Consider the following 25,931-nt stretch of genomic DNA (forward strand, 5'->3'; position numbering starts at 1 on the left):
CTTTCTGCTTGAAGAACGGGGAACAGGAAGACATTGGCTTCTTGAATGCAACAGAGAGAGGCCAGCTATAACTGGCGCTTCTCTGACCAGTATAGCCTCATTGACAAAGCTTGCTCTGGGCAAGGATAGCAATCTTTGTCAACTTATTGATGGAACTTTAGCTTATCTACGATCTTGTCAATTACTTTTCTCTCTGCTCTGATGGCGAGCCCCACTAGATTCAGGTTCTCTCGTTCGACACCGCGAACAGCATCACGATTGGCGGCATCATGGGTGGTCGAAAACATCTCTTCTGTATAGAGGGCAGGCTGTACTCCTCGAGTGAGGGCGCGATCAAGCGCTCGTGTTAGCGCGGCACGATCCGCTCCATAAATCAATATAGGTTGACCAATGAGTCGCAGATATCCATTTCCGGATGCGTCTTCGTATGGTTCTCCAATACTTTGTGGGTAGGATGCAGCAATCCCGCTTGCCAGGAACGCAGCCACATTCATTTTTTGCCACGAGGCCAAATCATCTCGAATGATCAATGCAATTTTTGTATCAAAGAGCATAAAAATAATCCTCACTTTACAATTTCTGTGTGAGCCTCCGGGAGCGTACTGCTCTTCTAGTGTTCTCGCTTCTCTCAAACCACTCTATCAAGTAGTAGGTGGAGACTCCGGCTGCTCCCATCTAGCGAGGGTTGTGAGCAGATTCCGTAAAACTTTCCTCTCTTCAGAAGAGAATTCGCCGAGAAAATCCCGATTCATTTGATCCATCTCGCGATCAAGCGGAGCCTGGAGATCGCGTCCGCGAGCAGTGAGCGCAACTCTATTCACACGACGGTCGGTCGCATGTGCCTTGCGCTCAATTAGTCCCGCATGTTCTAGGCGATCAAGGAGTCCGGTCATCGTCGCGCTGTCTAGCAAGAGGCGCTCACCTAGTTCTGCTCCACTCTGCTGATCGTGTTCCCAGAGGACCTTGAGCAATGCGTATTGCACTGGCGTAACACCATACGGGGCTAGACGCTGTTTGGCTGACTGAGTGACCCGTTGATATGCCTTGCCGAGATAAAAGCTTAAACAATCCTCAATCTGATCCATGAGCATCTCCTGTTGAGAGAGGAAGGGATACGTTCTTGTATTAATCTGTATGTATGCAAGTATAACGTAGGCATAATACTTTTACAATAGTTACTTGTGTACAAGGTAAATTTTGCGCAAGAATGCAGTTACTAATTCTTGCACAAAACATTTTCAAAACGTAGGTGCAGGTGCGCGGTGTCGAGAGAATTTTCCCAGGCTCGCGTGGACGTAACGGGGGAGGAAGAAGCCCGCTAGAAAGGCGATACCAGCCGCGACAATAGGTAGATAGGGGGTTGCAAACGTGTGGGCTAGCCACACGCTTAGGAGTAGAAAGAGTCCTGTGAGCAGGCCACCTACCAGGCTGACAATTATTCCTTTGAGCAGAGAGCCAAAGATGGTATCGCCAAGCTCGCGACGAAAAACCTGTGCCCCTATCTGCTTGAGCAAAGCGCTTCTCTCTTGTGGCTCAAGCGCCTCGATGGCACTGACCAAACGAGCGCGCTCCTCTTTGGAGAGCTTGCGTGTGAAAAGCGAGCGTAGCATGTGCAGAAAATCGAGCAGGGCAAAGAGCAGGAAGCCAAGGAAGAAGGCTATCAGGGTGGCGAGCGTGGTTAAGAAGGCTGAGCCTGGGGCTTGTAACAGCGCCAGCAGGAAGACACAGGCGACCGCCGCTACGATATAGATGGCTGACCAGAGGATGCCTTTGACATAGTGCTCTATAAGCAGTTTGAGCGCCAGGTGCGGTACCTGGTGTTTGAGAAACTGGATGCCAGCCGCCCCCAGCACCTCACTCTTCTCTTTTGTACCCAGCGGTCGCGTGGCTTTAAAGAGAATCTCAATCTTCTCCCGTGTCGTAAGGAGAGGGAGCCTGCTCTGAATAAGCTGGTGCGAGCTTACACGCTCTGGCGGCTGGTTCATCGTCTTATGTGCCTTCCTCAGAGATAAGAGCCAATGTTCTATATGCTGAATTGAAGCAGAAAAACATTGGCCCTTTCTCTCTTATACGCGGCTAAGCTCACGTTCCGCTTCATTGCGTGATTTGGGGTGCACAAGAGGATAGAAGTTGATGGTCCAGCCTACGCCAAAGATATGAGGCGTGAAAATGCTTGAGGTGTTGGGGTTCCACATTCGCTCACGGATGCGCTCAGGGGTGGGGGCGCGGAAGTCATAGGGCACGCCCAGGATCTGCCCTTCCCAGGTGCGCTCCTCTTGCGGTTTGCGCAGTTGCTCGCGCAGGGCGGCCCCGGTCAGTGCGATTACGGCCACGCCAAGCGCGACGTTCTTGACATCGAACTTTTTCCGTCGTCGACTCATGATTTGTATGTCTCCTTGTTTTTCATCCTGGTAAGGAGTATGGTACACCCTGGCACGCCGGTGCGCGCCAGGGTGTACCATACTCCTTACCAGGGCGAGCGCCATAGGCGCGAGAGGTCAAGAGTAAAACTTACACATGGCATTCTTAATCATTTACGCGTATTTGCGCTCCTGGTTGCAATGGATATGCTCCCTCTGCTATTTCTAACAGATGCGAGGCAGGGGATCACCCACCAGCATGTCCAGGACGCGCAGGCCACCGATATCAGTATGCAAGAAGACCATGCCGGGTGGTTCTGCTTGCACGGTGCCTATCAATGCCGCTTCGCGCCCCAGTGGGTGTGCGTGGAGCACATCAAGGGCGTGCTCAGCCTGCTCTGGCGCGATGACTGCCAGTAGCTTGCCTTCATTGGCGATGGTCAGGGGATCGAGGCCGAGAATCTCGCAGGCGCCACGCACTCCAGCATGAACCGGGATGGCGTGTTCTTCGAGGCCAATTGAGACCTCTGAGCTCATGGCCATCTCATTGAGCGAGGTCGCGACGCCTCCGCGCGTAGGATCCTTCAGACAGTGCACGCCCTCGCCCACGGCCGAGAGCAGCGCCTCAGTCAGGGAGTGTAGCGGCGCTGTATCGCTTTCGACGTCGGTCTCGATATCGAGAGCCTCGCGCGCCATCATGATTGCGATGCCGTGATCCCCTACAGGCCCGTTGAGTAGGATCTTATCCCCCGCTCGCAAGAAGTTCTGTCCCATGTTCCAGGCGGCCTGAATGTGGCCGACACCGGCAGTATTGATAAAGAGGCCATCGGCCTTGCCGCGCTGAACGACCTTGGTATCTCCCGTCACAATAGCGATTCCCGCTTCGCGGGCGGCGTTCGCCATCGAGTCGACGATGCGGCGTAGCTCGCTGATGGGAAACCCCTCCTCCAGGATAAAGCCCGCCGAGAGGTAGAGTGGCCTGGCACCTGCCATGGCCAGGTCATTGACTGTGCCATGGACCGCGAGCTTGCCGATGTCGCCGCCGGGAAAGAAGAGCGGACTCACCACATAGGTATCGGTAGTGAATGCCAGTCTTGGCTGTTCGCCAGTGACGGTGAAGATCGCTGAATCATCCATGATATCTAGCATAGGATTAGAAAAGGCCGGTGCGAAGACGCCCTCAATGAGGTTATGCGTGGCCTTGCCGCCGCTACCATGGCTCAAGGTAATGCGTTCATCTCGCAGGTAGAACTTGTGCTTGCGCGCCTGCCGCGTGCGCTCAATCTTTTGTAAAACGCTCTCAACCATGTCCGGGCTGCCTGGGATATGTGCTTGCATCGCGACCCCTCCTCTTTATGAACGGGTGGGAATAGTAGCGTTCGATTCTATATGCAGGCGGGAGCGCTCAGCCGCCATCGAGAAGCGTCCATAGTTAAAGTAGGCGGCGCAGGCCCCCTCCGGCGAGACCATGCAGGTGCCAATGGGTGTCTCAGGGGTGCAGGCCGTGCCAAAGACCTTACATTCCCAGGGCTTGATCACGCCCTTGAGCACTTCGCCACATTGGCAGGCCTTGGGATCGGCCACGCGGAGCCCCGGCACGTCGAAGCGTAGCTCGGCATCCCACTCCGCGAACTCCGGGCGGAGCTTCAAGGCGCTATGGGTGATAAAGCCCAGCCCGCGCCACTCGAAGAAGGGGCGTAACTCCATCGTGCGTGCCATGGCCTCCAGGGCTTTGATGTTCCCCTCCGGGCGGACGACACGTGTATACTGGTTCTCGACCTCTGAGCGCCCCTCGCTGATCTGCTTGACGATCATATAGACAGATTGAATAATGTCGAGCGGCTCAAAGCCTGCGATTACGACTGGCTTGCGATGCTGCTGCGCGATAAAGTTATAGGGCCGCATGCCGATGACCATGCTCACATGTCCAGGTCCGACAAAGCCGTCCAGGCGCAGATCGGGCGAGTCGAGGATGGCCTTGATGGCGGGAATGATGGTCACGTGGTTACAGAAGACTGCGAAGTTGTGCACACCTTCGGCCTTAGCGCGCAGGAGTGTGACCGCTGTTGAGGGCGCCGTCGTCTCAAAGCCGATGGCGAAGAAGACCACCTGGCGGTCGGGATATTGACGGGCCAGCTTAAAGGCGTCCAGGGGTGAGTAGACGAAGCGCACATCGGCTCCCTCTGCTTTGGCGTCCAGCAAACTCCCCTTAGAACCCGGGACGCGCATCATATCGCCAAAGGTGGTGAAGATGACGTTCTCCATGCGCGCGATTGCCAGGGCATCGTCGATGCGGCCCATGGGCAGCACACAGACGGGGCAGCCTGGGCCATGCACCAGGTCGATATTGTGTGGTAGGACGTCCTCAATCCCATGTTTATAGATGGTGTGGGTATGCCCGCCACAGACCTCCATAAGTTTGAGCGACTGACCCTGGCTCAGGCGATCTACTTCCGTGGAGATGCGCTTCGCCAGTTCGGCGTCGCGGTATTCATCGATGTATTTCATGCCCATTCGCTTGCTCTTTCTGTTGCTGCTCGCTGAGCAGGACGTGTATTATTTCGAGGAGCGCGTGGTAGACGGTAGCCTGTGCCTCCTGAATGCGGGGAATATGGTCGCTTGGCGAGTTGATGCAGTAGTCAAGCGCCTTCGAGCGCAGCATTTTTCCGCCCTCGTAGCCTGTCAGGCCAATGGTCAGCATCTGTTGCTTTTTGGCCTGCTCCAGGGCCAGAAGGACATTCGCGGAGTTGCCACTGGTCGAGACGCCCAGCGCGATATCGCCGGGATGGCCAAAGGCGATGACCTGGCGCAGGAAGACGTTTTCATAGCCTACGTCATTACCTACTGCCGTTACGACGGCGATGTCATTAGTGAGGGAGATGGCTGGCAGAGGCCTCCCACCTGGAAAGGGTGGGTCCAGCAGCTCGGCCACGATATCCTGGGCGTCGGTCGCGCTGCCGCCATTGCCAAAGGCCAGGAGTAGCGCTCCATTGGCGAAGGCGTGCGTCATGGCCTCGCCCGCGGCGATGATCTGTTCTTCAAACCCCGCAAGCGTGGCGCGCCTGAGAGCCACGACCTCGTGGCATTTCTCCAGTGTGGAGTGTCGTACCTCTGCCAGTACCTCTGCTACATCAGCTTTTCCCCCTTCAAAGAGGAAGGGATAGAAGAGCTTGTCGTATTCCGAACCTTGTGCTTCACTCATCGCTTTCCTCCTCCTACTCTCTCCAGAGCAGGATAGCAAGTCTCTCTCTTGCTCCTGCCTTGCCCTTAAATCCGTTCTGTGTACAGAGATATGCCTGTGCCTCCATGTACCAGGATCATGTCGCCCGGTTCCAGTTGATCGAGCAGTGTGACATCGACCTCAGTCTGCTCATTTGCAATCTCTACCAGCGCCATCCCACATGCCTCGTCAACGCTCAGAATGCGTGCGGGTAGCGCCTCGTCCGAGCAGGTGATACAGTGCCCCTCTATACCTGTAGTGCAGTTGCTGTATGTATCCTGCATTCGTTGCAAGAGCGTCTCTTCCTGATTGTGTGCTTCATGTTTCTTCATTGCGAAAGTAAGCCCTCATGCTCGAAGAAGACGTGAACCAGTTCCCAGAGGACGTGGTAGAGCGTCTCATGCGTCTCTTGAATGACCAGTGGATCGTTGGCCTGGACGACGAAGCAGAAGTCGAGATCGCTCCGCGCGATCTCTCCGCCATCACGCCCCAGCAAGGCCAGGGTGAGTAGGTCTCGTTGCCGGGCGAGCGCCAGTCCAGCAAGCACATTGGCGTCCTGCCCATCAACGGAGTAGCCAACGGCGATGTCCTGGGGGCGTGCCAGGGCTTGCAGTTGGCGCGCGAAGGGCATGGTTGGCGCGCCACCAGCCATTAAACCGCTAATGGTGGCGCTATCATTGGTCAGGGCCATGGCCGGAAGGGCGCGTTTCCCCACAATGACCGGGTGGACAAACTCCACCGAGATATGCTGGGCATCGGTGGCCCAGGCCCCATTGCCAAAGGCAATCAGCCGACCTTGCTGGTGAAAGCGGCGCGCCATGGCCCAGCAAGCCTCCGCGATATGCGGGGACTGAGCGGCGAAAAACGTTTCGGGGACCGAGGTGCTCTGGGCGAAACGGGCCTCGACAAGTGCGCGCAGGTCGACATGTTTTTGTGGCATTGCTTGCGTCATGCTGTCCCCCACAATCTGGCGTAATAATAACCATGGCTGGATAGATCTATTCAATTTGGCTTGAGCGCAGCATCTTCAATTCATCGGTGTAGACATCGCCCATCTGGTGGAGGGCGGTCATTGTCTCCTGGGCCTCGTGCTCATCGATCTTGCTCATGGCGAAGCCAACATGAATCAGCACCCAGTCGCCAGGACCAATGCCCTCGGGACGCACCAGTGCTACGTTGACGTTGCGCTTGACGCCCGAGACATCGACTTTGGCAATCGAGTTGGCGTCGTCAACAATATCTACAACCTTGCCAGGGATGCCAAGACACATAGCGTTTCTCCTTTTATATTAGCTAGCTGCTGTACGCAGGCGCGCCGCCGCGGTGGCGAGCTGACCCAGGCAGAGTCCACCATCATTAGGCGGGACCTGCCGATTGACGTAGACGTGAAACCCGGAGGCCTCCAGGCGCCGCTGCACTTCTTCAAGCAGGAAGCGATTCTGGAAGACGCCCCCGCTCAGCGCGACGCGCCGCTGCCCGCTACTTGCCCCCAACTCGCAACAAGCTGTGGCCAGCATCTCCGCAATAGTGCGATGAAAACGGGCGGCGATATTGGCTGAGGGTTCACCTCGCCTCATGTCCTCGACTATAGCTCGTATGGCAGGCGCGACATCCAGGAGCCTGGGATGTTGCTCACCCTGCTCCTGGATGGCGAAGGGATAGCAGTCGTCTTCCATGCCCAGGCCTGCCTTGTGCGCCAGGATTTCAAGCTCAATCGCGGCCTGTCCCTCGTAGAGTACCTCCTGGCGTAGCCCCAGGAGCGCGGCCACGGCGTCAAAGAGTCGCCCCAGACTGGAGGTGGCTGGACTATTAAGCTGGCGCTCGATCATCTGCGAGATGATGTGCCAGGCGCGGCGATCAAGCATATAAGTGAAAGGGATGGGTAGCTTAGGGAAGCTCGCGCCAAAGGCCTGGTCCAGGTAGACCGCCGCCATGCGCCAGGGCTGACGGATAGCCTGCTCGCCCCCTGGAAGGGGGACGTAGGCCAGGTGCGCCAGGCGCGTGAAGTCGCCAAGCGTGGCCTGCATAATCTCGCAGCCCCAGATGGCGCCATCTGTCCCATATCCTGTGCCATCGGCGGCGATGCCGAGCACACTCCCCTCAAGCTGGTGCTCCGCCATGACGCTGGTAATGTGCGCATGGTGGTGCTGTACGCCGATCTTCTGAGGAATGTCCGTCTCAAGGGCGTATTTGGTCGCCAGGTACTCAGGATGCAGGTCATATGCGATGGCCTGGGGCTCGATATCGAAGAGGCACTGAAAGTGCGTGATGCCTTCGCGGAACGAGGTCAAGGTCTCCAGATTCTCCAGGTCGCCAATGTGGTGGCTGAGGAAGGCGCGGCGCTGCTTGCCAACGCAGAAGGCGTTTTTCAGATGTCCACCACATGCCAGCAAGGGGACAGGCAGGTCAAAGCCCAGCGCGATAGGCTCGGGTACATAGCCGCGTGCACGGCGCAGGAACTGTATCTCTCCGCCAACGACGCGGGTGACCGAGTCATCGGTACGCATATGAATCTCGCGGTTATGGCTGAGCATACCCTCCGCGATGGGGGTGAGGCGGGTCCGCGCATCCACGTCACGATAGGCAATGGGTTCCTCGCTCAGGTTCCCGCTCGTCATCACAAGGACTGGCACGCCTTCCACCCCTATGCGCTCACGAAAATGCCGGAGCAGGAGATGGTGAAGCGGGGTATAAGGCAGCATCAGCCCTAGAGTGTCATAGCCTGGCGCGACACCGGAAGCCACCGGGTTCTCGGGGAGCTGATCAAGCAGAACAATTGGGCGTCGATGAGATTGAAGTAGGGTCGCCTCGTTCTCGTGGATATGGCAGAGCTGTTGCGCTGTCTCAGTATCCGGTACCATGAGGGCAAAGGGTTTGGCCTCGCGTCGCTTGCGCTGTCGCAGGCGCTGCACAGCTTCGGCGTTGCAGGCATCACAGGCCAGGTGATAGCCGCCCAGTCCCTTGATGGCGAGGATGGCTCCTTGCGCAAGCTGTTCAGCCGCGAGCGCGATCTGATCTCTCTGCGAGTCGAGATTGGCTTGTGTTTCTTGCCATGCCTGGAACTGCACATGAGGTCCGCACACAGGGCAGGCGTTGGGCTGGGCATGGAAACGCCGATTGGCCGGGTCCTCGTATTCCGCCTGGCAGGCGGGACACATGGTGAAGGCGCGCATAGTGGTCTTCTCCCGGTCATAGGGGACATCCTGGATGATGGTGAAGCGTGGACCACAGTTGGTGCAGTTGATAAAGGGATAGGCGAAACGCCGGTCGCCTGGGGTGAAGAGTTCGCGCTGGCAGTCAGGGCAGGTCGCGCAGTCTGGCGAGATGAGAGCCTGTCGCTCGTCACCTGCCTCGCTGTGAGCAATGCGAAAGTCTCGCTCATGGCACAGAGGAATGGACTCGACTTCGATGGTATCGACGTGTGCCAGGGGAGGTGTGTCATGGCACATAGCGTGCTGAAAGCGCTCAAGCTGTGCAAGGGCGCCCTCGACTTCGATGGTGACGCCGAGGCTGTTGTTGAGCACAAAGCCTGTCAACCCGCACTGGAGGGCCTGGGTGTAGACGAATGGGCGGAAGCCTACGCCCTGGACGATGCCCCGAATGCAGAGGCGTCTACGCTCAATTGTCATGCCACTGACCGTTGCCATAACTGCTCCTTCGCAGGGCTACGCGCGTCACTGCGGCATTATACCTGATCCTTCCTTGACTCTATACAAAAACGCTAGAAAACGTTCTACACCCGGTAGGGACCCGGTTTACCGCGTCCAAAGGCGATTAATCGCCTGTAGGCGTGGCCCAAAGATTCCATTGCACTCTGCTGAGAGTGGTTCGTCTGTTGCCCACAAAGGTTTTTGGCTTGCGCCGCACTGCCATGAATGGCATTCGGACGCGCTAAAGCGGGTCCCTACCAGATGGGAAACGGACACGGTAAACCTGATCCCCCTACCGGGTGGGAAGCGACTTGAGCCAGTCGCACCAGGCTGGTAGGCCGGTACCCGTTCGGCAGCTCACTTCGAAGATCGTCAGGTCGGGCTTGATAGCTCGCGCCTGCCGTTTGACCTTTTCCAGGTCATAGGTGACATGGGGCAGGAGATCCAGTTTGTTGATAACCAGGGCCTGGGCACTGGCGAACATCTCGGGATACTTGGCTGGCTTATCGTCACCCTCGCTGGTGCTGACCATCACTACGCGTATGTCTTCGCCCAGGTCCCAGGCGGAGGGACAGACCAGGTTGCCGATGTTCTCAATGAAGAGCAGGCGCAGGGGAGCCAGGTCCATCTGCGCGAGCGCGTCGCGCACCATATGGGCCTCCAGGTGGCAGGCCCCACGCGTATTGATCTGGACGGAGATGCCACCTGCCGCCTCAATGCGCTCGGCGTCTGCGCTGGTCTCGATATCGCCCTCAATGACGCCGATGCTGATGCGCGTATGCAGGCACGCAATAGTCTGCTCTAGCAGCGTGGTCTTCCCGGCGCCCGGTCCACTCATGAGGTTGATCGTGCGGATGCCACGCGCTCGTAGCTGCTGGCGTATCTCCTGGGCGATATCCTCGTTGACCGCCAGGATCTTTTGCGCGATAGTAACCTTGGGCATGCTCGCTACTCCTCTGCCTGCATGGGGGCATCAATCTCTATGTCGACGATCTGCATCTCGGTGCCAGAAACGACCTCTGTCTCCCAGCCCTGACAGGTTGGGCACTGGCGAATAAAGTTTATGACAGTGAACTCGCTGGCGCAGCGCTGGCAGCGTGCGCGGTATGGGATGAACTCAATTGAGAGCCTCGACCCCTCTAGCAGCGGGTAGAGGCTGGCCACCATCTCAAAGCAGAAGGTGAGCGAGTCATTCACCACGCCCTGGGCCTCTCCAATCTGGAGGTGGATCTCGCGTACATGCGTGGCCTGGTGGCTCTGCGCCTGGGCGTCGACGGCTTCGGCTATACCCTGCGCGATAGCGAGTTCATGCATAGTGGCCCCTTATTACATATGGCGTATGCGCATATAGCGCTGATAGTCGGGATAAAGTTGCCTGAGGATGAGCACTATCAGACCAAGTGCGGCGAGTAAGGTAAATGGTTTCATAATATTAACCAGACCTTTCCTTGCTAAAAGGATGACTCCTTTGTCCTGGATGAAACGGTTGCCTGCTGAGTATCTACGAGGGTCTCTGCTACAAGCGTGTCAATAAGTTGAATGGCCTCACTAATCGCGGCCTCGACTGACTGACTTAACCCTGGATGAATGTCGAAGTCGTCTGCCTGGGTGTCAAGTGGCGAGGGTTCGCAGCCAACCAGCAGGGTGCGCCCGGGCTGAGCGCCGAGTGCGCGGGCGAAGGCCAGCATCTTGACCGGGTCCATACTGTGTGCATCCAGGGCGATGCGACCCGCCTCTGTGCCTTGCTCAGGCGTCGGTTGTGCCTGGTCTATTTCGAGCAGGTAGAGGGTGCCGGGCGCTCCTCCTCGTGCCACCGTGTCGATCAGGATCAGGTTATCGTAGCCATCGAGCAGGGTATAGGCGAGTTCTACGCCTCGGATGCCGAAATCGACTATCTCTACACCCGCGGAATATGGTTTGGTCTCGCGGCGCAGGAGGCGCTGAGCCACCTCGCAGCCGAAGCCATCATCACCCAGAAAGATGTTGCCGATCCCCGCGATCAGAATGGATGATTGGCTTTGTGGCCTGGATGCAGACTGACTCATAGCGTTCCCTCCACCAGTGGTTCAACCTCCTCGGGCGCGAAGAAGAAGCGATGCCCGGGCAGGACGCGCTCATCCCATTGCTCGCGCCCGGGATCATCATCCAGCGTCACGACGAGGAAGAGCCGGTTTTCAAAATCCTGCTGGATGCCTTCGACGCGTGCCACCTTGCCATTGAGCAAGAGATCAAAGGCATCTGCCCGCAGTTTGGGGTGCAGACGCACGCGATCGCCAGCGCTTACCTCGCGGTTAGCGATGCGTATCGCCCGTGGCGGCGGATAGTCCTCACCAGGAAAGGTCTGCTCATAGGTCTTGCTCGCCAGTTGCGGCTTGCTGGTCTGCCACTCGCGAATGGTGCCGTGAAGCGCCATCAATTGTTCTGGTGCCAGAGTCTCGACTCGTTCGAGGAGCTGGCGCGCCTGCTCGCTCCCGTGACGCATGGCCTCTTTCTCCTCATCGCTGAGCGTCAAAATGCGCAGTGTGAGCAATTCGTCGATCTCGGTACCGTCGAAGAAGGTGCCGGGACTCTCGGGTGCGATCTGAGGATAATCATAGAGAATGATGGGTGCTGAGAGCATGGTGTCATGTGCACCCTGTTCTCCAACCAGCACCGGCCATGTGCGGACATTCTGGCAGCCCTGCACCGCCTGGCTCATCTCGTCAGGGTACTCCAACAGCGAGATAAAGCTACCGTGCTCTACCTGTAAGATCGTGTGGGTCGAGACGAAGGCATGCAAGAGAATATCATCATGGCGATTGCTGATCTGCTCCGTGCCGGGTGTCGTATTTTCGATCTCCACCCTGAGCTTGAAGAGCTGTGGCTCAACCCGTGTCGCGCTGATGTATAACCTGCCCTGAAGTGGCTGCTGTACCCGTGTGACAGCTGTTCCGCCAGGCGAGGTGGACGTATCTGTCTGTTGCATGCCCTCGAAGCTAATCTCTACTGTCTGAGGCTGCGCAAGCAGGTCGCCAAGCACTATCTCAGGGGCTAGGACCTCGCGCTCCAGGCCCTCTTGCCAGCTCTCTTGTTCGCTTGCCTTACTTTGTGGCGTGTCTGGAGTGCAGGCAAGCAGGTGGAGGAAGCGGGCCAGGACCGTCAGGTGGGTGGTGGGCGAACCTTGAATCAGGCATTCGGTGCGCATGTGCCAGGGTTCAATATTGCCTTGCGCCTCGCTATAGGGACGAGGATAAACCACGCCGATGGTCCAGCGCAGGCGATTTTTGAGCGCGTCGTGACGATAGGGATAGAGCAGGTAGCCCTCGTAGAGCACCGCGTCGGCGATGGCTTTGATATGCTCTGATATCATGGCTCTACCTCCTTGCTGGCTGTATAGAGCAAGCGTTGCAGGGTATCATCCCAGGTCAGCAATTTATGTCCCATCTTATAGGCATAGAGAAGATCAAAAACGTCTTTATGCATGCGAATCCAGGCGCTATTGGGATAGTAATGATTCATCATGTCACGCCAGAGGCTGACTGGCAGACGATAGAAGGCCTCCTTCGACCAGGGGATCTGTCCGATTTGCAACTGTCCCTGTTCTCCACTGTAGAAGATCGTCCCGCTAAAGAGAAAGCTGAGAGGGATCTCGCCATCCTCGAGGGCGTCAAAGTATTTTGTACCGACGACATCAAAGTCGTAGGTGCAGGGAACGGGTAGATCTACAAGTGTACTGCCGCGAAACTGTGGTACAACGACGCCTACATGCGTCCAGTGCAGGCTGCGCAGGGTCTCGCCCCAGCGCTGGGGCTCGCCAAAGACTTCAAGCAGGCGGGCCTGGGCGCCGGGGCTGTAGTGGCGCTGCGTGACCGCGATCTGGATCTGGCAGCGGAGCGCGATGCTGTGAATGGTCTCTTCTGCGTCTTCATTGCTCACACGTAACTGAAAGAGTAGCATGGGCGTCGCGGCATATGTCGGAACCTCGGCCTGGACAATTTCGAAGTTCATCTCTGGCATGGCTGCTCTCCTCCATCTGTGGGCGAACGTGTCGGCCTGGTATAGATCGTTGCCTGCACCTGCAGGTGCTCGAAGAAGGCCCTGATTTCCTCCCACGCTTCCTGTCCGCCACTGAGACCACGCCAGTGTAGACGAATCTTGCCGACAAGCTGATAGCAGACATCGATAGGCGCCAGGTAATATTCGCGCTGCTCACGCACTCGGTTAATCAGCAAGGCCTCTACATCCTTCTCCATCTCCTCCAATACAGGATTGGCCGCGAGGATACCCTGCCATTGCTCCAGGCCTAGCAGCGATTCCATCGCGCCAGCTGGACTGGGATAGAAGGCGCGTGCCCCTTGAGCCGTGCGAAAGATGTAGACCATGTTGACAGGGAGCATAAGCGCTTCCCACTGGGCCTCGCCGAGCTGAAAGTCTGAGAGGAGCAGGACGCGCCGGGGAATAGCCCGATAGCGTGCCTGCTGGCGCTCACCTGCAAAAAGGAGCGTACAGGCGTCACAGGCACAAAGGCAGGCGCGGCTGGAGAGGTCCAGGAGGTGGCGGTGCTCTGACGCGAGGACCTCGCCACATAGCTCACAGTGTTCCGCAGAGGCCTGTTCGATAGGTTGCGTGCGCGCGAATCTCCTCAGCGCCCGCAGAGGAGGCGGCGCGATATGCCCATTATCTGGATAATTCGCTGTCATAGCGCTTCCCTCGTGCTCTTCTTCTGGCGCTGCCTGGGAACAAAGGTCACAGGCATCGTTGCCTTATGATGGTTGTTCTGCTCGATCAGGATCTCCTCCAACTCAGGAGCCACCTCATGCACAGCCTGCTCGATCTTTGCCGTCAGGGAGGCGTTTGAGGAGGGACAACTGGAGTGTTTCCCATTGAGAACGAGGTAGGCTCTGGCCCCTTCAATCTTGAGCAGGTCGAGCGTGCCTCCGCGCGGTCCAAGGGTGGTTTGCAGTTTGTCCAGAGCCTGACGCACGCGTGTCTCCAGGTCGAGGGGGTGAAGTCCATGTAGCAGCAAGAGCGAGGCCAGAAGCTCATCCTGGGCAAAGCGCCCTACCAGGGCGTCTCCCGTGCTCTGAGCGCGTCGAGCAATATCGAGCAGGCGTGCCAGGCCCTCGCCATAGAGATCGAGCAGCAATTGTACAAGCTCTTCGGTGGTCTCACGAGCCTGCTGGTCGCGAAACTGCGCTACCTCCTGAAGTAGTGTCTCGATGCGCTCTGCTCGTCGCTGGTGCTCCTGTAGGTGCTGCTGCATGGACTCTTCTCCCGTGCTGTAGTGTGTTTGCTCTGGTATGACATAAGGTGTCAAAGGGGATATTCTTCAAGTGGGTAGATGCGCTCCAGAGAGGCACCTACCCATGAAACTGTTTAAGGTGGTGGCAGGTATGGGCTGTTGGGATCAATCGGTTCTTCCCTTTCGGGGTTGATACCCGTAGAGAAGCGACCCGAGGCCTTACCAGCGCGGCGCTGTGCTCCGCTGATGCCAGTATCGTGACGTCCGGCCTCTTGCCCGGTCTTTCGTACTGCCTCTTCGCCCTTGCCTGTCCCACTCTGGTGTACGGGTTCTTCAGAGTGTTTCTTGCCTTTTGGCATCGTCGCACCTCTTTCTATGGTGAAACTGCGCTACAAGGGCTGTCCGAATGTTGGCGAATGTACAACCTGTAATTCTTTCCCCTCGCCCAGGTACATATGCACGCCACAGGGTAAGCAGGGATCAAAGCTGCGTACCGCGCGCATGATGTCAATGCCCTTGAAGTTATCTGGACCATTCTCCTCGAAGATGGGCGTGTTTTGAACGGCATCTTCATAGGGACCAGGTGTGCCATAGATGTCGCGCACGCTGGCGTTCCAGGGCGTGGGTGGATAGGGATGGTAGTTGGCGATCTTCCCGTTCTCAATCACCATATGGTGCGAGAGCACGCCGCGAACCGCTTCATGGAAGCCGCAGCCAATGGCCTCCTTCGGCACCGAGAAGTCGCTCCAGGTCTTGGTGTGTCCAGCACGGATCTCGGCCAGGGCCTTATCTATACAATAGAGGGCTACTGCCGCCGAGTAGGCCTGGAAGTAGGTACGTGCGCGGTCACGTTCGATGGCATTGCTCCACTGGGGAACCTTCCACTCAAACTCGACCTCGGGCTTCATTGCTGTCTTGGGCAGGCGGATCTTCACGCTATGGCCTGTGGCCTCGATACAGCCGTCCAGATTGACCAGGCCCGCCAGGGCCGTGGCCCATAGGCGCGCGATGGGGCCGCCGCCGGTATCCAGGGCCAGGTATTTGCCACTACGCTGATCGTACCAGCGGGGCGACATGACCCAGCTATACTTCTCATTGAAGTCGCGCTTCTGTGGCTTTGGAATCGTTGTCTGGTTCCAGGGATGATGTTTATCGACCGGGTTCCCCAGGGGATCGCGATCAACAAAGGTGCGCTCGTTCTGCCAGTCATCGTAGTACGAACTGCCCAACAGGATGCGGATGCCCAGGTTGATGTCTACGAGGTTCGTGGTGATTAGTTCATTGTCGACAATAATGCCCGGTGTCACAAGCATGGCCTTGCCCCACTCATTCATGCTGCGATAGTCATAATCGCAGACATCCGGGTCCTGGAACGAACCCCAGCAGCCGAGCAGCGTCTGCCGATAGCCCACTTTCTCATAGCCTGGGAGGGCCTGGTAGAAGAAGTCAAAGAGGTCGTCGTGTAGGGGGACAACCTTTTTCATGAACTCGATGTACTTCATCAAGCGAACCAGGTAATCGGTGAAGAGCTGGACGGTTGCCACTGTGCCGACGCCACCGGGATAGAGGGTCGATGGATGGACGTGGCGCCCCTCCATCAGGCAGAACTTCTCGCGTGTCAGCCGACTCATTTGTAGGGCTTCGCGATAGAACTCGCCGCTGAAGGGATTGAGGGCGCGCATGATGTCGGCAATCGTGCTATAGCCATGCTCTTTGGCGTGCGGAGCCTCGGTCTTCTCCGCCAGGTCCAGTACACCAGGGTTGGTCTCGCGCACCATCTGCTCGCAGAAATCGACCGCCGCCAGGTTCTCCTGGTAGAGGTTATGATCGAACATGTACTCCGCGGCCTCGCCCAGGTTCAGAATCCACTCGCCGAGGGCGGGTGGTTTGACGCCATAGGCCATGTTCTGGGTATAGACCGAACAGGTGGCGTGGTTATCGCCACAGATGCCACAGATGCGGCTGGTAATAAAGTGCGCGTCGCGTGGATCCTTGCCCTGCATAAAGAGGCTATAGCCACGGAAGATCGAGGATGTGCTGTAACACTCGGCAACCTTGCGCTGTTGGAAATCGATTTTGGTGTAGATGCCCAGACTCCCCACGATACGGGTAATAGGATCCCATGCCATTTCTACGAGCTGGGTTGGTGGCGCTGGAGCTGCTCCTCTCTTGATTTGAGTCGCCATAAATCTCTCTCTTTCTGTCGAAATGCCTGAATATACTGGCATTCCGTGGTGGCGTTTACCATGTTGGGTGATAGCTCGTCGCCAGTTCCCGGCCCTTGTGCCGCCAGGATGGCTCTTTGTTAAGTGTTGTGTTGGTGAAGCTGCGCAGCTTGCGCATGACCGGGCCATAGAGGTTGATCAGGTTGGTAGAAGCCTTGGCGCCGGGTGGCTCATCCATGAAGGGCATGAACTTGTCGGGGAAGCCGGGCATGGTGCAGCCGATGCAGATGCCGCCCACATTGGGGCAGCCACCCAGGCCCGCCATCCAGCCGCGTTTAGGCACATTGCATTGCACGACCGGTCCCCAGCAGCCCAGTTTGACCAGGCATTTGGGTGAACCATATTCGGTCGCGAAGTCGCTCTCCTCGTAGTAGCTGCCTCGGTCGCACCCCTCGTGGACGGTTTTGCCGAAGAGCCAGGTGGGGCGTAGGGCCTCATCAAGGGGAATCATCGGAGCCATGCCGGCCGCCTGGTAGAGCAGGTAGAGCAGGGTCTCCATGAAGTTATCGGGTTGGACTGGGCAACCTGGCACATTTACGATTGGGATGCCGGCCCAGGAGCGCCAGTTCTTGCCCAGGTAGTCTGCCAGTCCCATAGCGCCAGTAGCATTGCCCTGCATGGCATGGATGCCACCATACGTGGCGCAGGTTCCTGCGGCAACGACGGCCCAGGCCTTGGGGGCCAGGCGATCTATCCACGCGGTCGTGGGAATAGGTTGGTTAGTTACCGGGTCATTGCCCTGGGCGGCCCAGTAGCCCTCTGCTTTGATGTTTTCATTGGGAATGGAGCCCTCAATAACGAGGACAAAGGGGTCGATCTCTCCGCGCTCGGCCTTATACCACCACGACATAAAGCCTTCTCCAACCTCGTAGGCCAGTACCGGATTGTGTAGATACACCTGAGGAAGTCCAGGGATGGCGCCCATTACCACGTCTTCGACGCTTGGTTGGCTGGCTGCGGTAATCGAGATGGTATCTCCATCGCAGCTCAATCCCCCTGTCATCCAGATAATATGAACTTCCTCTACGCGTGCTCGCGTTGCCATACTATCCTTCCTTGAGCATCTCTGCTCCTGGTTGGTAGCTCTGCCCAGGCTGCTCATGTGCTGAGCTGAGGACAGAAGCGGAGGCTGTACAAAACAGATCGCGAAACTCTGGAGAACAGGCCAGATAGCCGCCTGGCGTTTTCTTTTTTTATGCTCTGAAGAGGTTATAGAAGCATACCTTCAGGTTGTGTTTTTCCAGCAAGGAAGAGAAACAGGCAGCGCTCCGAGCAGAAATTAGCCCGCCGCAGCACATACTTGTTGCTATCCATAGGGCATATGCAGCGAAGACGGTGCGACTTCTCCTCTGCCCTATCCTTACAAGCGAGCAAAATGTACCATAAAAAAAGTAGATTAGCAAGCTAAGCTATATATAGAATAATAGCTGTGTTTGTGTGTAAATAGACGATATCACTACACTGTCGCTGTCACATTGCCTAAATTATGGCGCCACTAGGTACTTTGTCCTATGTATCGACGTGTATCATTGCATATCTGACAATTTCAAGATAATATATCCTTGATCTCAAAAACACCGCTTGTTTGTTGAAGCGATGGTAAGAGATGCGCGTAAGGTTAAGGCAAAGGATTGTCTGCGCGTACAAATGGTAGTCGTTATATTGGTTTTTCTCAATGCATGCTTTGAGAGCTGTGATCGCACAAGAAATCACGAAGCCGCAAGCGAGAACGCGAGCAAGGATTATACCCTAGCCCTGGCCGTGCCAGGACGCAGCAGAGTGTCAATGGGATGGGTGGACTGCTCGTATGAGGAACACACAACCTGACGTTATGAAGAAGGGTTGACTGTTTTAGTTCCTGGCCAATGAGTTATGTAGAAAGTCGAGAGGTCCTAATTGAAGGATTTTAAGCAGATCCGTAATGCCTTACGTTTGAACAACATTCAGCGCTTCGGCCTGGTGCGCTTCGCGCTTGTGCTTACCGTGCTCTGTCTGAGCATTCTCTGGGGAGCCAACACGATGGGCGCACATGCCCAGACCCGTTGTAGCGGAAAGTCCTATGACGTGGTGAGTGGTGATACATTGAGTGCTATTGCAGCACAATTTGGCCTGAAATGGCAAGATCTGGCGAAGCAGAACGAACTGACAAATCCCAATCTTATTTTTGTCGGGCAGCAAATTTGTCTTTCGAATGCGGAGAAGAGTAATCCCGCCCCGGCTCCCGCGCCTGTGCAGAAGCAGCCCGTCACGACTGCGCCTGCCGCCCCTGCGCAGACCACAAGCACGAGCATTGATGGGATGATTGACCAGGTATTTGGCGCTTATGCTCCTGGGGCCAAGCGTGTCGCGATGTGTGAATCATCGATGAATCCCAATGCGACTAATCCATATGCCATTGGTGGTAGCCATGCCGCCGGCCTGTTCCAGATTCTCTATCCAAGCACCTGGAATACGACGTCGCAGGCCAGCCAGTCGCCTTACAACGCTCAGGCGAATATCAAGGCTGCCTATGAAATCTTCCAGCGCGACGGCTATAGCTGGCGCGAGTGGGTCTGCCAGCCCTAATACTGGTAAATAGATTTACTAACAGCCCAAAGTATGGACCCGGCTAGCGATATGCTCTAGCCGGGTCCATACTTTGGGCTGGGACTCGAGCCATGTGTCAGTCGTGGTGGACGACGCTGCTAAAGCACGCGTCAGTAGGGTACTCTGCCAATAAGATATTTATGTTACCTCCCTCTTTGGGGAAACATTCCCCGCCGATCTATGCTACAAATAGCCATGCTATCCCCCTATTGACAAAACGATGACGTTCTGTTAAATTTATGACTACAAAGTCAAAGATTTAAATGTTAAGTCAAACTGAGTGAGAAAAAGTCACGCTTTGGCTTTGTAAGTCAAGTATTGGGAGGCATGGAACGGATCGTATGGCTCAATCCCTCTCTCTGAAGGAGCGACAACGCAAGGAGCGCGAGGACCTGATTCTACAGGTTACCCAGGAGATACTGTTTGAACAGGGCTATCACCAGATGTCTATGGACGAAATTGCGTCTCGCGTGGGAATTGCCAAAGGTACGCTCTATCTGCATTTTCAACACAAAGGAGATCTTGTAACTGAACTCTTTGCGCGTCGCCTGCATTCTTTTCAGGAGATGGTTGAGCAAGCTATGGCGACTCCGGGCTCTCCTCGCGAACGCCTGGTCTGCGTGCTTGATTCAATGCTGCTGTACCTTTCCGATAAGTACGCACACTTTATGTATGCGTACCATAATAATCTGGAACTGGCATCTTTGCTCCAGGCGAAGCTTTCACAACCTTTTACCTGTATTCGGCAGGGCATTGCCACGTTGCTAGAAGAGGGGAAGCAGGTTGGTGAGTTTGAAGCCTCTCTGCCTACCTTTGTGATGGTGCAGACGTTTTTTAGCGTACTCTCGCCTCTGGCCTATACCCATGTGCTACGCGAGAATCCGCAGCTCACACCTGAAGAGCTGTCGGGCTACCTGAAGCGCATTTACTTTCAGGGCATCACTGCTCATCGATGAGCTGAACACATCGCCGTTATTTCCTATCGTGCTGTTATAAACTATTGTTAACCTGATGATCAGACGTACATATACCCGTCACCGGTAAGTGGATATAGTGCCTTATTCTTCTATCCGCTACCAATGTATGTATGTTTGCTTAAATCTTTCTCGTTTGCCTTGTGTGTTTTTAAGATTGATGTATTGAAATTTTTGTATGCATACTAGGAGGTGCTTGCGTGCAAGTTTCCGTCCCCGCTGCAAAGCGAGAGGGAGGCCTCCCGTATAAGTGGATTGTGGCTGGCGTGGTGATTTTTGGTATCTTCATGTCTATTCTGGATGGTACCATCGTTAATATCGCTGTCCCCCGGCTAGAGACGGCCTTTGGTTCTGATCTTAATAGCGTACAGTGGGTGCTTACCGCTTATACGCTGGCTCAGGGCGTCGCTACTCCGCTTACGGCTTTCCTTGCCGATCGTATCGGTACTAAACGTTTCTATGTTCTGGCTCTGACAGGCTTTACCCTTGGCTCGGTCTTGTGTGGCCTCTCCTGGAGCTTGCCCATGCTCATCCTCTTCCGTGTTATGCAGGGTGTGGCCGGTGCCTTTCTCTCGCCTCTAGCCATTACCTTGCTCTACAGCGAGTTCCCTCCCCAGGAGCGTGGCACTGTGATGGGTGCGTTGGGTATTCCTATCTTGCTTGGCCCGGCTCTGGGACCCACCATTGGCGGTTACATCGTGACCTACATGGACTGGCGGTTGATCTTCTATATTAATCTGCCAATCGGTATTCTGGGCGTCTTGCTGGCCTTCTTCTTCCTGCGCAAGGGAGAGATCGTTCCGGATAAAAAGTTCGATATTCCTGGTTTCTTATGCTCAAGCATTGGTCTGGCTCTCCTGCTGTATGGCCTCTCTGATGCCAGCACAGATGGTTGGACCTCACCTATTGTTATGGGCTCGTTGATCGTGGGTATTGTTCTGCTGATAGCCTTTATTCTCGTGGAGTTGAGGCTTTCTCGTAGTGGCAAGCAACCATTGCTAGACCTGACGGTGTTCGCGGATCGCTCGTTCTCTACCAGTAGCATTGCCAGTATTCTGGTGACCTTTGCGCTCTATGGTGGTCTATTCTTGATCCCCATCTATCTGCAAAACCTGCGTGGTCTGAGCGCGTATCAGGCTGGCCTGGTGCTGCTGCCGCAGGCACTGGCTTCGATGGTGGCTGTACTTATTGGTGGCCGCCTGGTGGATAGGATTGGTGTGCGAGCCGTGGTTATTCCAGGCTTGATTATTCTGGCGATTGCCATGTGGCTTTATACCTCGCTGAATACCTCAATTCCCATTGGTGATTTCCAGTGGCTCTTGATCTTGCGCAGCTTTGGCATTGGCCTCTGCATGCAGCCATTAAGTGTCTCGGCGCTGGCCAATATCCAGCCTCGCCGCATCTCACAGGCCTCTTCCGTGAGCACGACACTACGCTTTGTTGGTAGCTCTCTGGCTGTGGCGATTCTCGCGACGCTGGTGCAATCGCAGAACAAGGTTCACTACGCTCACCTGGCTGAGCAGGTGACTCCTACGTCTTCGTTTGGTCACCTAGTAATGATGATTCAGGCGGGACTGATGGGGAAAGGCGCTTCCGCGATTGCGGCGTATGCCTACGCGCTGCAGACTATTGGTGGACTTCTGCAACGCCAATCATATATGCTGGCTATTCAAGATGCCTTCCGCGTGAGCCTCTTCCTGGCTATTGTAGCCATCATTGCGACACTTTTTGTGACTGGCAGCAAGAAAAAGGCTGTCGTGGTTGACGAGGCGTCGATGACCGCTGAAGAGCGTGCGGAGGCGGAAAAAGCCCGTGAGGAAGCGTCGATGGCACTCTAATCCAGCATACTCTCGATTCATAATTTATGAGCTTGCGTAAGCACTTTTGATATTCTTCGTTCTTCTCATTTTACTACTTCATATCCGAAAACCCTGAGCGCGAAGCGCTAGTCACGCAAGTGACGTTGGGTTTCGGAATAAGATCCTTAGGAGGAAACGCATCGTGCGTCGTCTCATTCTTGTTCCAGTTCTTGTCTTTGTGGCCCTGCTGGCTATTGCGGGTGCCGGTGCCTACTGGTTTTATAATAGCTATAATTTCTACTCCACCGATGATGCTCAGATTTCCGGGCAGATTCTCAATATCAGCAGTCCCCAGGCGGGTCAGTTAACGCAACTGAATGTCAAACAGGGCGATAAAGTTCAGGCTGGACAGGTCATTGGTAGCGTGGCGGCTGTCGCGCAGACCGGCCAGAAGGTGAACGTCAATCTGACTAGTCCTATTGATGGCACCATCGTGCAGGAGACCGGTGTTGAGGGACAGCTTGTCAGCGCTGGCCTCTCTCTGGCTCAGGTCGTTGACCTCTCGAAGCTCAATGTGACCGCGTATGTTGACGAGGCTCAACTCAACAATATCAAAAATGGTCAGGATGTGGATGTCAGCATCGATGCCTACTCCGGTGATTCCTTCACTGGTCATATCGATCACATCGTGCAGGCGACTGCTGGCCAGTTCTCGCTGCTGCCTTCTTCCGATAACTCAAGCGGCAACTTCACCAAGGTTAGTCAGCGTGTTCCCGTGGTTGTGAGCCTGGATGGTAACGGTGGTCATACCCTGGTCCCTGGCTTGAGTGCTACTGTAAAGATCCACCTGCACTAATTTGTAGGGATTTACCGTACCACTCACTAGAAAGGAATGTCGCATGTTTATCGTCGGAGGTTTGATTGCGGTCGCGATCCTGGCGATTATTGGAGCCTTCCTCCTGGCGCGCGGCGGCGGAGCCACCAGGGACGCGAAAAAAGCGGCGCCCGCCACGCCAGTTCAGGCTCAGGAGGCCACCCAGCAACAGCCAGCTGTGTCTGCCGAGGAGGGCGTGCATACACGCCCACTCGCGTCTGAGTCTACCGTGCAGACGCCTGTCGCTATCGCTGATGCGCCCACAGCTGCTATCCCGGTTCAGGTCTCTCAGCCTCTCGCTGCGATGCCATCTCTGGACCATTTTGAGCAAGAGATTCACATGCTGCAAGATAATGTCTATCAACTGACCGAGCAGCTTCAGATTCTCAATCATCACTCCCGTGAGATCGAGCAGCGCCTGGGACGTATCTATGCCTCCCTCTCCCAACGCGAGCACAGTGCTCCGGCCCCAAAGGAAGAGCGCACTTACTAAAAAGAGAGAAGAGGGAGTGCTGGCCGGGCGGTCGCCCGGCCAGCACTCCCTCTTCTCTCTTTCTTATTTGTCTCTACTTGGGGATTCTGGTATGATGGAAGCACGAAAAAAAGGGAAGCGAGGGTTTGAAGATATGAACCTGCGAGGAAAGCGCGTGCTGGTCATGGGCCTGGGGCTACAGGGCTCGGGCATGGCTTCAGCTCGCTACGCTGCTCAGCAAGGCGCGGTCGTACGTGTGACCGATATGAAATCGCCTGAGGTCCTGGCCCCCAGCGTGCGTGCGCTGGCTGGCCTTCCCATCGAGTTTATCCTGGGCGAGCATCGCGACGAGGATTTCATCTGGGCCGATGTGGTGATCCGCAATCCTGGAGTGCCGCGTACCTCGCGCTACCTCCTGCTGGCACAGGAGCACGGGGCGCAGATTGAGATGGAGATTGGCCTCTTCTTTCTGGCCTGCCCCGGACGCATTATCGGCATCACTGGGACGCGTGGCAAGACGACCACTACCAGCCTGATCTATGAGATACTGCGTGTCCACGGGCAGGCGCCAGTCGTGATCGGTGGCAATGTCGCGGGCGTGGAGACGCTCTCGCTCTTACCACAGATTACCCCTGAGACACTGGTGGTACTGGAGTTGTCGAGCTGGCAGCTTGAAGGGCTGGCCCCGCACAGCATCAGTCCCTCGGTTGCGGTCATGACCAATATTTATCCCGACCACCTCAATACCTACAACGGCATGGAGGACTATGCCGAGGCCAAGGCCAATATCTTCCGCTTCCAGACGGAGCATGGCATTGCCGTCTTCAACTATGACAATTCCTGGACGCGCAGCTTTGGCCTGGAGGCCCCAGGCGAGACCTGGTTTACCAGCTTTGAGCATGGGGGAAGCTTTCCCCGTTCGGCCCTGGTCGACGGCGTACCTACTCTGGTTGAACCCCTCGCTATCGCTGAGACGCCCTTGAAGGGGAGACATAACCTGGAGAATATCTTGCTGGCGACGACGACTGCGCGCCTCCTCGGGGTACCCGAAAGTGTGATCGTTGAGACTGTACGCCGCTTCAAAGGCGTCTCGCATCGCCTCGAAGAGGTCTGCGAGTGGCGTGGCGTACGCATTGTAAACGACAGCACCAGTACCTCACCTATCGCGGGCCAGGTGGCGCTGGAGGCCTTTGAGCAACCCATCGTGCTCGTCGCGGGCGGCAATACCAAACACCTTCCATTAGAGCAATGGCCCGAAACGATCATCAAGCGTTGTCGCGATGTGATCCTGTTGCCTGGCAGCGGTACCGATGAACTCCTGCCCGAGCTACGCCAGGAGATCGAGCGGCAAGGTGTGATCGATCCTATTCGTGGCATCTTTGATGACTTCCATCAGGCTATCGATGCCGCCCTGGCCCTGACGCACCCCGGCGATGTCCTGCTCTTTTCTCCCGGCTTCACCAGCTTTGGCATGTTCCTAAACGAATTTGATCGGGGCGATAAGTTCGTCGCCTACATTCGCGAGAAGGCAAAAGACCAATAATCTGGCAGCGCCTCGACGCATATCCAGCAAATTTATTATCGATCACACCGTCGCTTCTCTAAGAGAGGCAACAGTGTGATCGATTGCTTTTTCTGCCTATGCCGGATCACCCTCTCTTCTACCGCGCTTGTGGTTGGGGAATTTGTCTTTGTGTACGTATGTATGAATATGTGGAATTGTTATGGGACAATTGTGAAGTAGTTGATAGTGCTATTCTGTGTCATCGTTTATGATATCTAGCAGTTAGACGCGGTGAAGAGTGAAAGAGGATAAATAAGGGCATGAATAGATGGATGAGACCTATAAATATATATCTGGGTTTGAGTTGTCTTCTGCTATTGTGCGGTGCTGTAACTGGAGCCTATCTCTCTGAGCCCTCTCAGGAGGAGAGTATTAAGGATGAGATCAGAAATGCGTCGATGCTGGTGGCGCGAGCAGTTCACCCTACATTGCCAGTCATGAGCTTCGCGCAGGGAAAGGGCGTGGATGCTATTTTGACGAGCCAGGGGCGCCCATGTACATGTAGACATACCACTACTTACCACTATCATAGTTCATACCATAGCTCATCTAGCTCATCCGGCTCATCTATGCCCGCCTGGATGATTTGGCCTCTTCTTGGCGTTATCGTCCTGATCGGGATCGTTTCCTGGATTGTGAAGTATAGGCGAGGTGGGGCAGCATATGACGATGACTGTGATGACTACACATGGAGACGCGAGAGCCATGCAAGTGGCAGCATCTTTACTGCGAGCGCTGACACTGGCTGGCCGAGTAGTCGCAATAGTGATAATACTAATGAGGGTGGCGGCTTCTTCGGTGCGGACACTCCCATCAACTGGAGCGATGGCGATATGTCCAACAATAATGGCGGTAGTAGCTTCTAAGTGGCGGATTCACAACTTGCTGGATGAATCAATCAACACATTATAGGGTGAGGGTCAGAGTTCTAAAGAGGCCTGGGGCAGAAGTCTCCAGGCCTCTTTTGTATTTTTGACAAAGGGAGA

At 55.8% G+C, this 25,931-nt stretch carries 29 protein-coding genes; 7 read left to right on the top strand and 22 right to left on the bottom strand.

The annotated features are described in order from the left end of the window. Positions 1-143: 143 nt before the first annotated feature. The 22 genes from JMJ04_RS19055 to JMJ04_RS19155 all read right to left on the bottom strand — a co-directional run bounded on the left by JMJ04_RS19055 (position 144) and on the right by JMJ04_RS19155 (position 17,721). Entirely contained in the window at positions 144-554 is a 411-nt protein-coding gene (locus JMJ04_RS19055; RefSeq protein ID WP_201372012.1) for a DUF2000 family protein, read from the bottom strand. Positions 555-641: 87 nt separating this feature from the next. Then, positions 642-1,085 carry a MarR family winged helix-turn-helix transcriptional regulator gene (locus tag JMJ04_RS19060; RefSeq protein ID WP_201372013.1) on the bottom strand — a complete coding sequence of 148 codons (444 nt, stop codon included), beginning with the start codon at positions 1,083-1,085 and terminating at the stop codon, positions 642-644. A gap of 153 nt (positions 1,086-1,238) precedes the next feature. Beyond that, positions 1,239-1,985, bottom strand: a complete 747-nt coding sequence (locus JMJ04_RS19065) for a hypothetical protein (protein WP_201372014.1) — start codon at positions 1,983-1,985, stop codon at positions 1,239-1,241. A gap of 81 nt (positions 1,986-2,066) precedes the next feature. Then, on the bottom strand, positions 2,067-2,381 hold the full coding sequence (locus JMJ04_RS19070) for a DUF5808 domain-containing protein (RefSeq protein WP_201372015.1): 315 nt from the start codon (positions 2,379-2,381) through the stop codon (positions 2,067-2,069). Positions 2,382-2,585: 204 nt separating this feature from the next. Next, positions 2,586-3,698 carry a hydrogenase expression/formation protein HypE gene (gene hypE, locus JMJ04_RS19075; RefSeq protein ID WP_236038072.1) on the bottom strand — a complete coding sequence of 371 codons (1,113 nt, stop codon included), beginning with the start codon at positions 3,696-3,698 and terminating at the stop codon, positions 2,586-2,588. A gap of 15 nt (positions 3,699-3,713) precedes the next feature. Continuing rightward, positions 3,714-4,868, bottom strand: a complete 1,155-nt coding sequence (gene hypD, locus JMJ04_RS19080) for a hydrogenase formation protein HypD (protein WP_236038075.1) — start codon at positions 4,866-4,868, stop codon at positions 3,714-3,716. Beyond that, a complete protein-coding gene (locus tag JMJ04_RS19085; protein ID WP_201372017.1) occupies positions 4,852-5,562 on the bottom strand; it encodes a D-sedoheptulose-7-phosphate isomerase in 711 nt (236 codons plus the stop codon). Before JMJ04_RS19085 ends, hypD begins: the two co-directional genes overlap by 17 nt. 65 nt (positions 5,563-5,627) lie before the next feature. Continuing rightward, complete coding sequence (locus JMJ04_RS19090) at positions 5,628-5,912, bottom strand: HypC/HybG/HupF family hydrogenase formation chaperone (protein ID WP_201372018.1); 285 nt, start codon at positions 5,910-5,912, stop codon at positions 5,628-5,630. Further along, positions 5,909-6,532: a D-sedoheptulose-7-phosphate isomerase gene (locus JMJ04_RS19095; RefSeq protein WP_201372019.1), complete on the bottom strand. Its 624-nt coding sequence runs from the start codon at positions 6,530-6,532 to the stop codon at positions 5,909-5,911. Before JMJ04_RS19095 ends, JMJ04_RS19090 begins: the two co-directional genes overlap by 4 nt. 46 nt (positions 6,533-6,578) lie before the next feature. Continuing rightward, positions 6,579-6,851: a HypC/HybG/HupF family hydrogenase formation chaperone gene (locus JMJ04_RS19100; protein WP_201372020.1), complete on the bottom strand. Its 273-nt coding sequence runs from the start codon at positions 6,849-6,851 to the stop codon at positions 6,579-6,581. Between the two features lie 18 nt (positions 6,852-6,869). Next, positions 6,870-9,227 (bottom strand): carbamoyltransferase HypF, encoded by a 2,358-nt coding sequence (hypF, locus tag JMJ04_RS19105; protein ID WP_201372021.1) that lies wholly within the window; start codon positions 9,225-9,227, stop codon positions 6,870-6,872. A gap of 295 nt (positions 9,228-9,522) precedes the next feature. Further along, positions 9,523-10,173, bottom strand: a complete 651-nt coding sequence (gene hypB, locus JMJ04_RS19110) for a hydrogenase nickel incorporation protein HypB (RefSeq protein ID WP_201372022.1) — start codon at positions 10,171-10,173, stop codon at positions 9,523-9,525. 5 nt (positions 10,174-10,178) lie between these two features. Then, the gene (gene hypA, locus JMJ04_RS19115; protein ID WP_201372023.1) at positions 10,179-10,544 is read right to left on the bottom strand and encodes a hydrogenase maturation nickel metallochaperone HypA; all 366 of its coding nucleotides are present in this window, start codon (positions 10,542-10,544) and stop codon (positions 10,179-10,181) included. A gap of 12 nt (positions 10,545-10,556) precedes the next feature. Further along, a complete protein-coding gene (locus tag JMJ04_RS48725; RefSeq protein ID WP_007904663.1) occupies positions 10,557-10,658 on the bottom strand; it encodes a DUF6893 family small protein in 102 nt (33 codons plus the stop codon). A gap of 23 nt (positions 10,659-10,681) precedes the next feature. Next, positions 10,682-11,275: a hydrogenase maturation protease gene (locus JMJ04_RS19120; RefSeq protein WP_201372024.1), complete on the bottom strand. Its 594-nt coding sequence runs from the start codon at positions 11,273-11,275 to the stop codon at positions 10,682-10,684. Beyond that, positions 11,272-12,579, bottom strand: a complete 1,308-nt coding sequence (locus tag JMJ04_RS19125; protein WP_201372025.1) for a hypothetical protein — start codon at positions 12,577-12,579, stop codon at positions 11,272-11,274. Before JMJ04_RS19125 ends, JMJ04_RS19120 begins: the two co-directional genes overlap by 4 nt. Then, complete coding sequence (locus JMJ04_RS19130; RefSeq protein ID WP_201372026.1) at positions 12,576-13,226, bottom strand: DUF6084 family protein; 651 nt, start codon at positions 13,224-13,226, stop codon at positions 12,576-12,578. The genes JMJ04_RS19125 and JMJ04_RS19130 overlap by 4 nt, the downstream gene beginning before the upstream one ends. Then, on the bottom strand, positions 13,214-13,909 hold the full coding sequence (locus tag JMJ04_RS19135; RefSeq protein ID WP_201372027.1) for a DUF5947 family protein: 696 nt from the start codon (positions 13,907-13,909) through the stop codon (positions 13,214-13,216). Before JMJ04_RS19135 ends, JMJ04_RS19130 begins: the two co-directional genes overlap by 13 nt. After that, positions 13,906-14,472 carry a NifU family protein gene (locus JMJ04_RS19140; protein ID WP_201372028.1) on the bottom strand — a complete coding sequence of 189 codons (567 nt, stop codon included), beginning with the start codon at positions 14,470-14,472 and terminating at the stop codon, positions 13,906-13,908. Before JMJ04_RS19140 ends, JMJ04_RS19135 begins: the two co-directional genes overlap by 4 nt. A gap of 113 nt (positions 14,473-14,585) precedes the next feature. Further along, the gene (locus JMJ04_RS19145; RefSeq protein ID WP_201372029.1) at positions 14,586-14,810 is read right to left on the bottom strand and encodes a hypothetical protein; all 225 of its coding nucleotides are present in this window, start codon (positions 14,808-14,810) and stop codon (positions 14,586-14,588) included. 30 nt (positions 14,811-14,840) lie between these two features. Beyond that, complete coding sequence (locus JMJ04_RS19150) at positions 14,841-16,637, bottom strand: nickel-dependent hydrogenase large subunit (RefSeq protein WP_201372030.1); 1,797 nt, start codon at positions 16,635-16,637, stop codon at positions 14,841-14,843. Between the two features lie 55 nt (positions 16,638-16,692). After that, entirely contained in the window at positions 16,693-17,721 is a 1,029-nt protein-coding gene (locus tag JMJ04_RS19155; RefSeq protein ID WP_201372031.1) for an NADH-quinone oxidoreductase subunit B family protein, read from the bottom strand. An 851-nt stretch (positions 17,722-18,572) separates the two neighbouring features. Between JMJ04_RS19155 and JMJ04_RS19160 the strand changes: the two genes are divergently transcribed. The 7 genes from JMJ04_RS19160 to JMJ04_RS19190 all read left to right on the top strand — a co-directional run bounded on the left by JMJ04_RS19160 (position 18,573) and on the right by JMJ04_RS19190 (position 25,811). Further along, entirely contained in the window at positions 18,573-19,241 is a 669-nt protein-coding gene (locus JMJ04_RS19160; protein WP_201372032.1) for a LysM peptidoglycan-binding domain-containing protein, read from the top strand. 362 nt (positions 19,242-19,603) lie between these two features. Beyond that, positions 19,604-20,218, top strand: coding sequence for a TetR/AcrR family transcriptional regulator (locus JMJ04_RS19165; protein ID WP_201372033.1), 615 nt, complete (start codon positions 19,604-19,606; stop codon positions 20,216-20,218). Positions 20,219-20,436: 218 nt separating this feature from the next. Next, the gene (locus tag JMJ04_RS19170; RefSeq protein WP_201372034.1) at positions 20,437-22,074 is read left to right on the top strand and encodes a DHA2 family efflux MFS transporter permease subunit; all 1,638 of its coding nucleotides are present in this window, start codon (positions 20,437-20,439) and stop codon (positions 22,072-22,074) included. A 163-nt stretch (positions 22,075-22,237) separates the two neighbouring features. Next, on the top strand, positions 22,238-22,891 hold the full coding sequence (locus tag JMJ04_RS19175) for an HlyD family secretion protein (protein WP_201372035.1): 654 nt from the start codon (positions 22,238-22,240) through the stop codon (positions 22,889-22,891). Between the two features lie 43 nt (positions 22,892-22,934). Beyond that, positions 22,935-23,402 carry a hypothetical protein gene (locus tag JMJ04_RS19180; protein ID WP_201372036.1) on the top strand — a complete coding sequence of 156 codons (468 nt, stop codon included), beginning with the start codon at positions 22,935-22,937 and terminating at the stop codon, positions 23,400-23,402. A gap of 91 nt (positions 23,403-23,493) precedes the next feature. Then, positions 23,494-24,924 (top strand): UDP-N-acetylmuramoyl-L-alanine--D-glutamate ligase, encoded by a 1,431-nt coding sequence (gene murD / locus JMJ04_RS19185; RefSeq protein WP_201372037.1) that lies wholly within the window; start codon positions 23,494-23,496, stop codon positions 24,922-24,924. Positions 24,925-25,205: 281 nt separating this feature from the next. After that, positions 25,206-25,811, top strand: coding sequence for a hypothetical protein (locus JMJ04_RS19190; RefSeq protein WP_201372038.1), 606 nt, complete (start codon positions 25,206-25,208; stop codon positions 25,809-25,811). The last annotated feature ends 120 nt before the right edge of the window (positions 25,812-25,931 follow it).

The organism is Ktedonobacter robiniae (genome assembly GCF_016587375.1).
GTDB classification, from domain to species: Bacteria; Chloroflexota; Ktedonobacteria; order Ktedonobacterales; family Ktedonobacteraceae; genus Ktedonobacter; species Ktedonobacter robiniae.

What these genes read in the sequence shown, in the direction of transcription:
- JMJ04_RS19055 (WP_201372012.1), bottom strand. Translation starts at nt 554, where the DNA reads ATGCTCTTTGATACAAAAATTGCATTGATCATTCGAGATGATTTGGCC.
- hypD (WP_236038075.1), bottom strand. Translation starts at nt 4,868, where the DNA reads ATGAAATACATCGATGAATACCGCGACGCCGAACTGGCGAAGCGCATC.
- JMJ04_RS19070 (WP_201372015.1), bottom strand. Translation starts at nt 2,381, where the DNA reads ATGAGTCGACGACGGAAAAAGTTCGATGTCAAGAACGTCGCGCTTGGC.
- hypE (WP_236038072.1), bottom strand. Translation starts at nt 3,698, where the DNA reads ATGCAAGCACATATCCCAGGCAGCCCGGACATGGTTGAGAGCGTTTTA.
- JMJ04_RS19150 (WP_201372030.1), bottom strand. Translation starts at nt 16,637, where the DNA reads ATGGCGACTCAAATCAAGAGAGGAGCAGCTCCAGCGCCACCAACCCAG.
- JMJ04_RS19135 (WP_201372027.1), bottom strand. Translation starts at nt 13,909, where the DNA reads ATGACAGCGAATTATCCAGATAATGGGCATATCGCGCCGCCTCCTCTG.
- JMJ04_RS19090 (WP_201372018.1), bottom strand. Translation starts at nt 5,912, where the DNA reads ATGAAGAAACATGAAGCACACAATCAGGAAGAGACGCTCTTGCAACGA.
- JMJ04_RS19085 (WP_201372017.1), bottom strand. Translation starts at nt 5,562, where the DNA reads ATGAGTGAAGCACAAGGTTCGGAATACGACAAGCTCTTCTATCCCTTC.
- JMJ04_RS19060 (WP_201372013.1), bottom strand. Translation starts at nt 1,085, where the DNA reads ATGGATCAGATTGAGGATTGTTTAAGCTTTTATCTCGGCAAGGCATAT.
- JMJ04_RS48725 (WP_007904663.1), bottom strand. Translation starts at nt 10,658, where the DNA reads ATGAAACCATTTACCTTACTCGCCGCACTTGGTCTGATAGTGCTCATC.
- JMJ04_RS19065 (WP_201372014.1), bottom strand. Translation starts at nt 1,985, where the DNA reads ATGAACCAGCCGCCAGAGCGTGTAAGCTCGCACCAGCTTATTCAGAGC.
- hypF (WP_201372021.1), bottom strand. Translation starts at nt 9,227, where the DNA reads ATGGCAACGGTCAGTGGCATGACAATTGAGCGTAGACGCCTCTGCATT.
- JMJ04_RS19180 (WP_201372036.1), top strand. Translation starts at nt 22,935, where the DNA reads ATGTTTATCGTCGGAGGTTTGATTGCGGTCGCGATCCTGGCGATTATT.
- JMJ04_RS19125 (WP_201372025.1), bottom strand. Translation starts at nt 12,579, where the DNA reads ATGATATCAGAGCATATCAAAGCCATCGCCGACGCGGTGCTCTACGAG.
- JMJ04_RS19165 (WP_201372033.1), top strand. Translation starts at nt 19,604, where the DNA reads ATGGCTCAATCCCTCTCTCTGAAGGAGCGACAACGCAAGGAGCGCGAG.
- hypB (WP_201372022.1), bottom strand. Translation starts at nt 10,173, where the DNA reads ATGCCCAAGGTTACTATCGCGCAAAAGATCCTGGCGGTCAACGAGGAT.
- JMJ04_RS19140 (WP_201372028.1), bottom strand. Translation starts at nt 14,472, where the DNA reads ATGCAGCAGCACCTACAGGAGCACCAGCGACGAGCAGAGCGCATCGAG.
- JMJ04_RS19155 (WP_201372031.1), bottom strand. Translation starts at nt 17,721, where the DNA reads ATGGCAACGCGAGCACGCGTAGAGGAAGTTCATATTATCTGGATGACA.
- JMJ04_RS19145 (WP_201372029.1), bottom strand. Translation starts at nt 14,810, where the DNA reads ATGCCAAAAGGCAAGAAACACTCTGAAGAACCCGTACACCAGAGTGGG.
- JMJ04_RS19095 (WP_201372019.1), bottom strand. Translation starts at nt 6,532, where the DNA reads ATGACGCAAGCAATGCCACAAAAACATGTCGACCTGCGCGCACTTGTC.
- hypA (WP_201372023.1), bottom strand. Translation starts at nt 10,544, where the DNA reads ATGCATGAACTCGCTATCGCGCAGGGTATAGCCGAAGCCGTCGACGCC.
- murD (WP_201372037.1), top strand. Translation starts at nt 23,494, where the DNA reads ATGATGGAAGCACGAAAAAAAGGGAAGCGAGGGTTTGAAGATATGAAC.
- JMJ04_RS19120 (WP_201372024.1), bottom strand. Translation starts at nt 11,275, where the DNA reads ATGAGTCAGTCTGCATCCAGGCCACAAAGCCAATCATCCATTCTGATC.
- JMJ04_RS19130 (WP_201372026.1), bottom strand. Translation starts at nt 13,226, where the DNA reads ATGCCAGAGATGAACTTCGAAATTGTCCAGGCCGAGGTTCCGACATAT.
- JMJ04_RS19190 (WP_201372038.1), top strand. Translation starts at nt 25,206, where the DNA reads ATGAATAGATGGATGAGACCTATAAATATATATCTGGGTTTGAGTTGT.
- JMJ04_RS19100 (WP_201372020.1), bottom strand. Translation starts at nt 6,851, where the DNA reads ATGTGTCTTGGCATCCCTGGCAAGGTTGTAGATATTGTTGACGACGCC.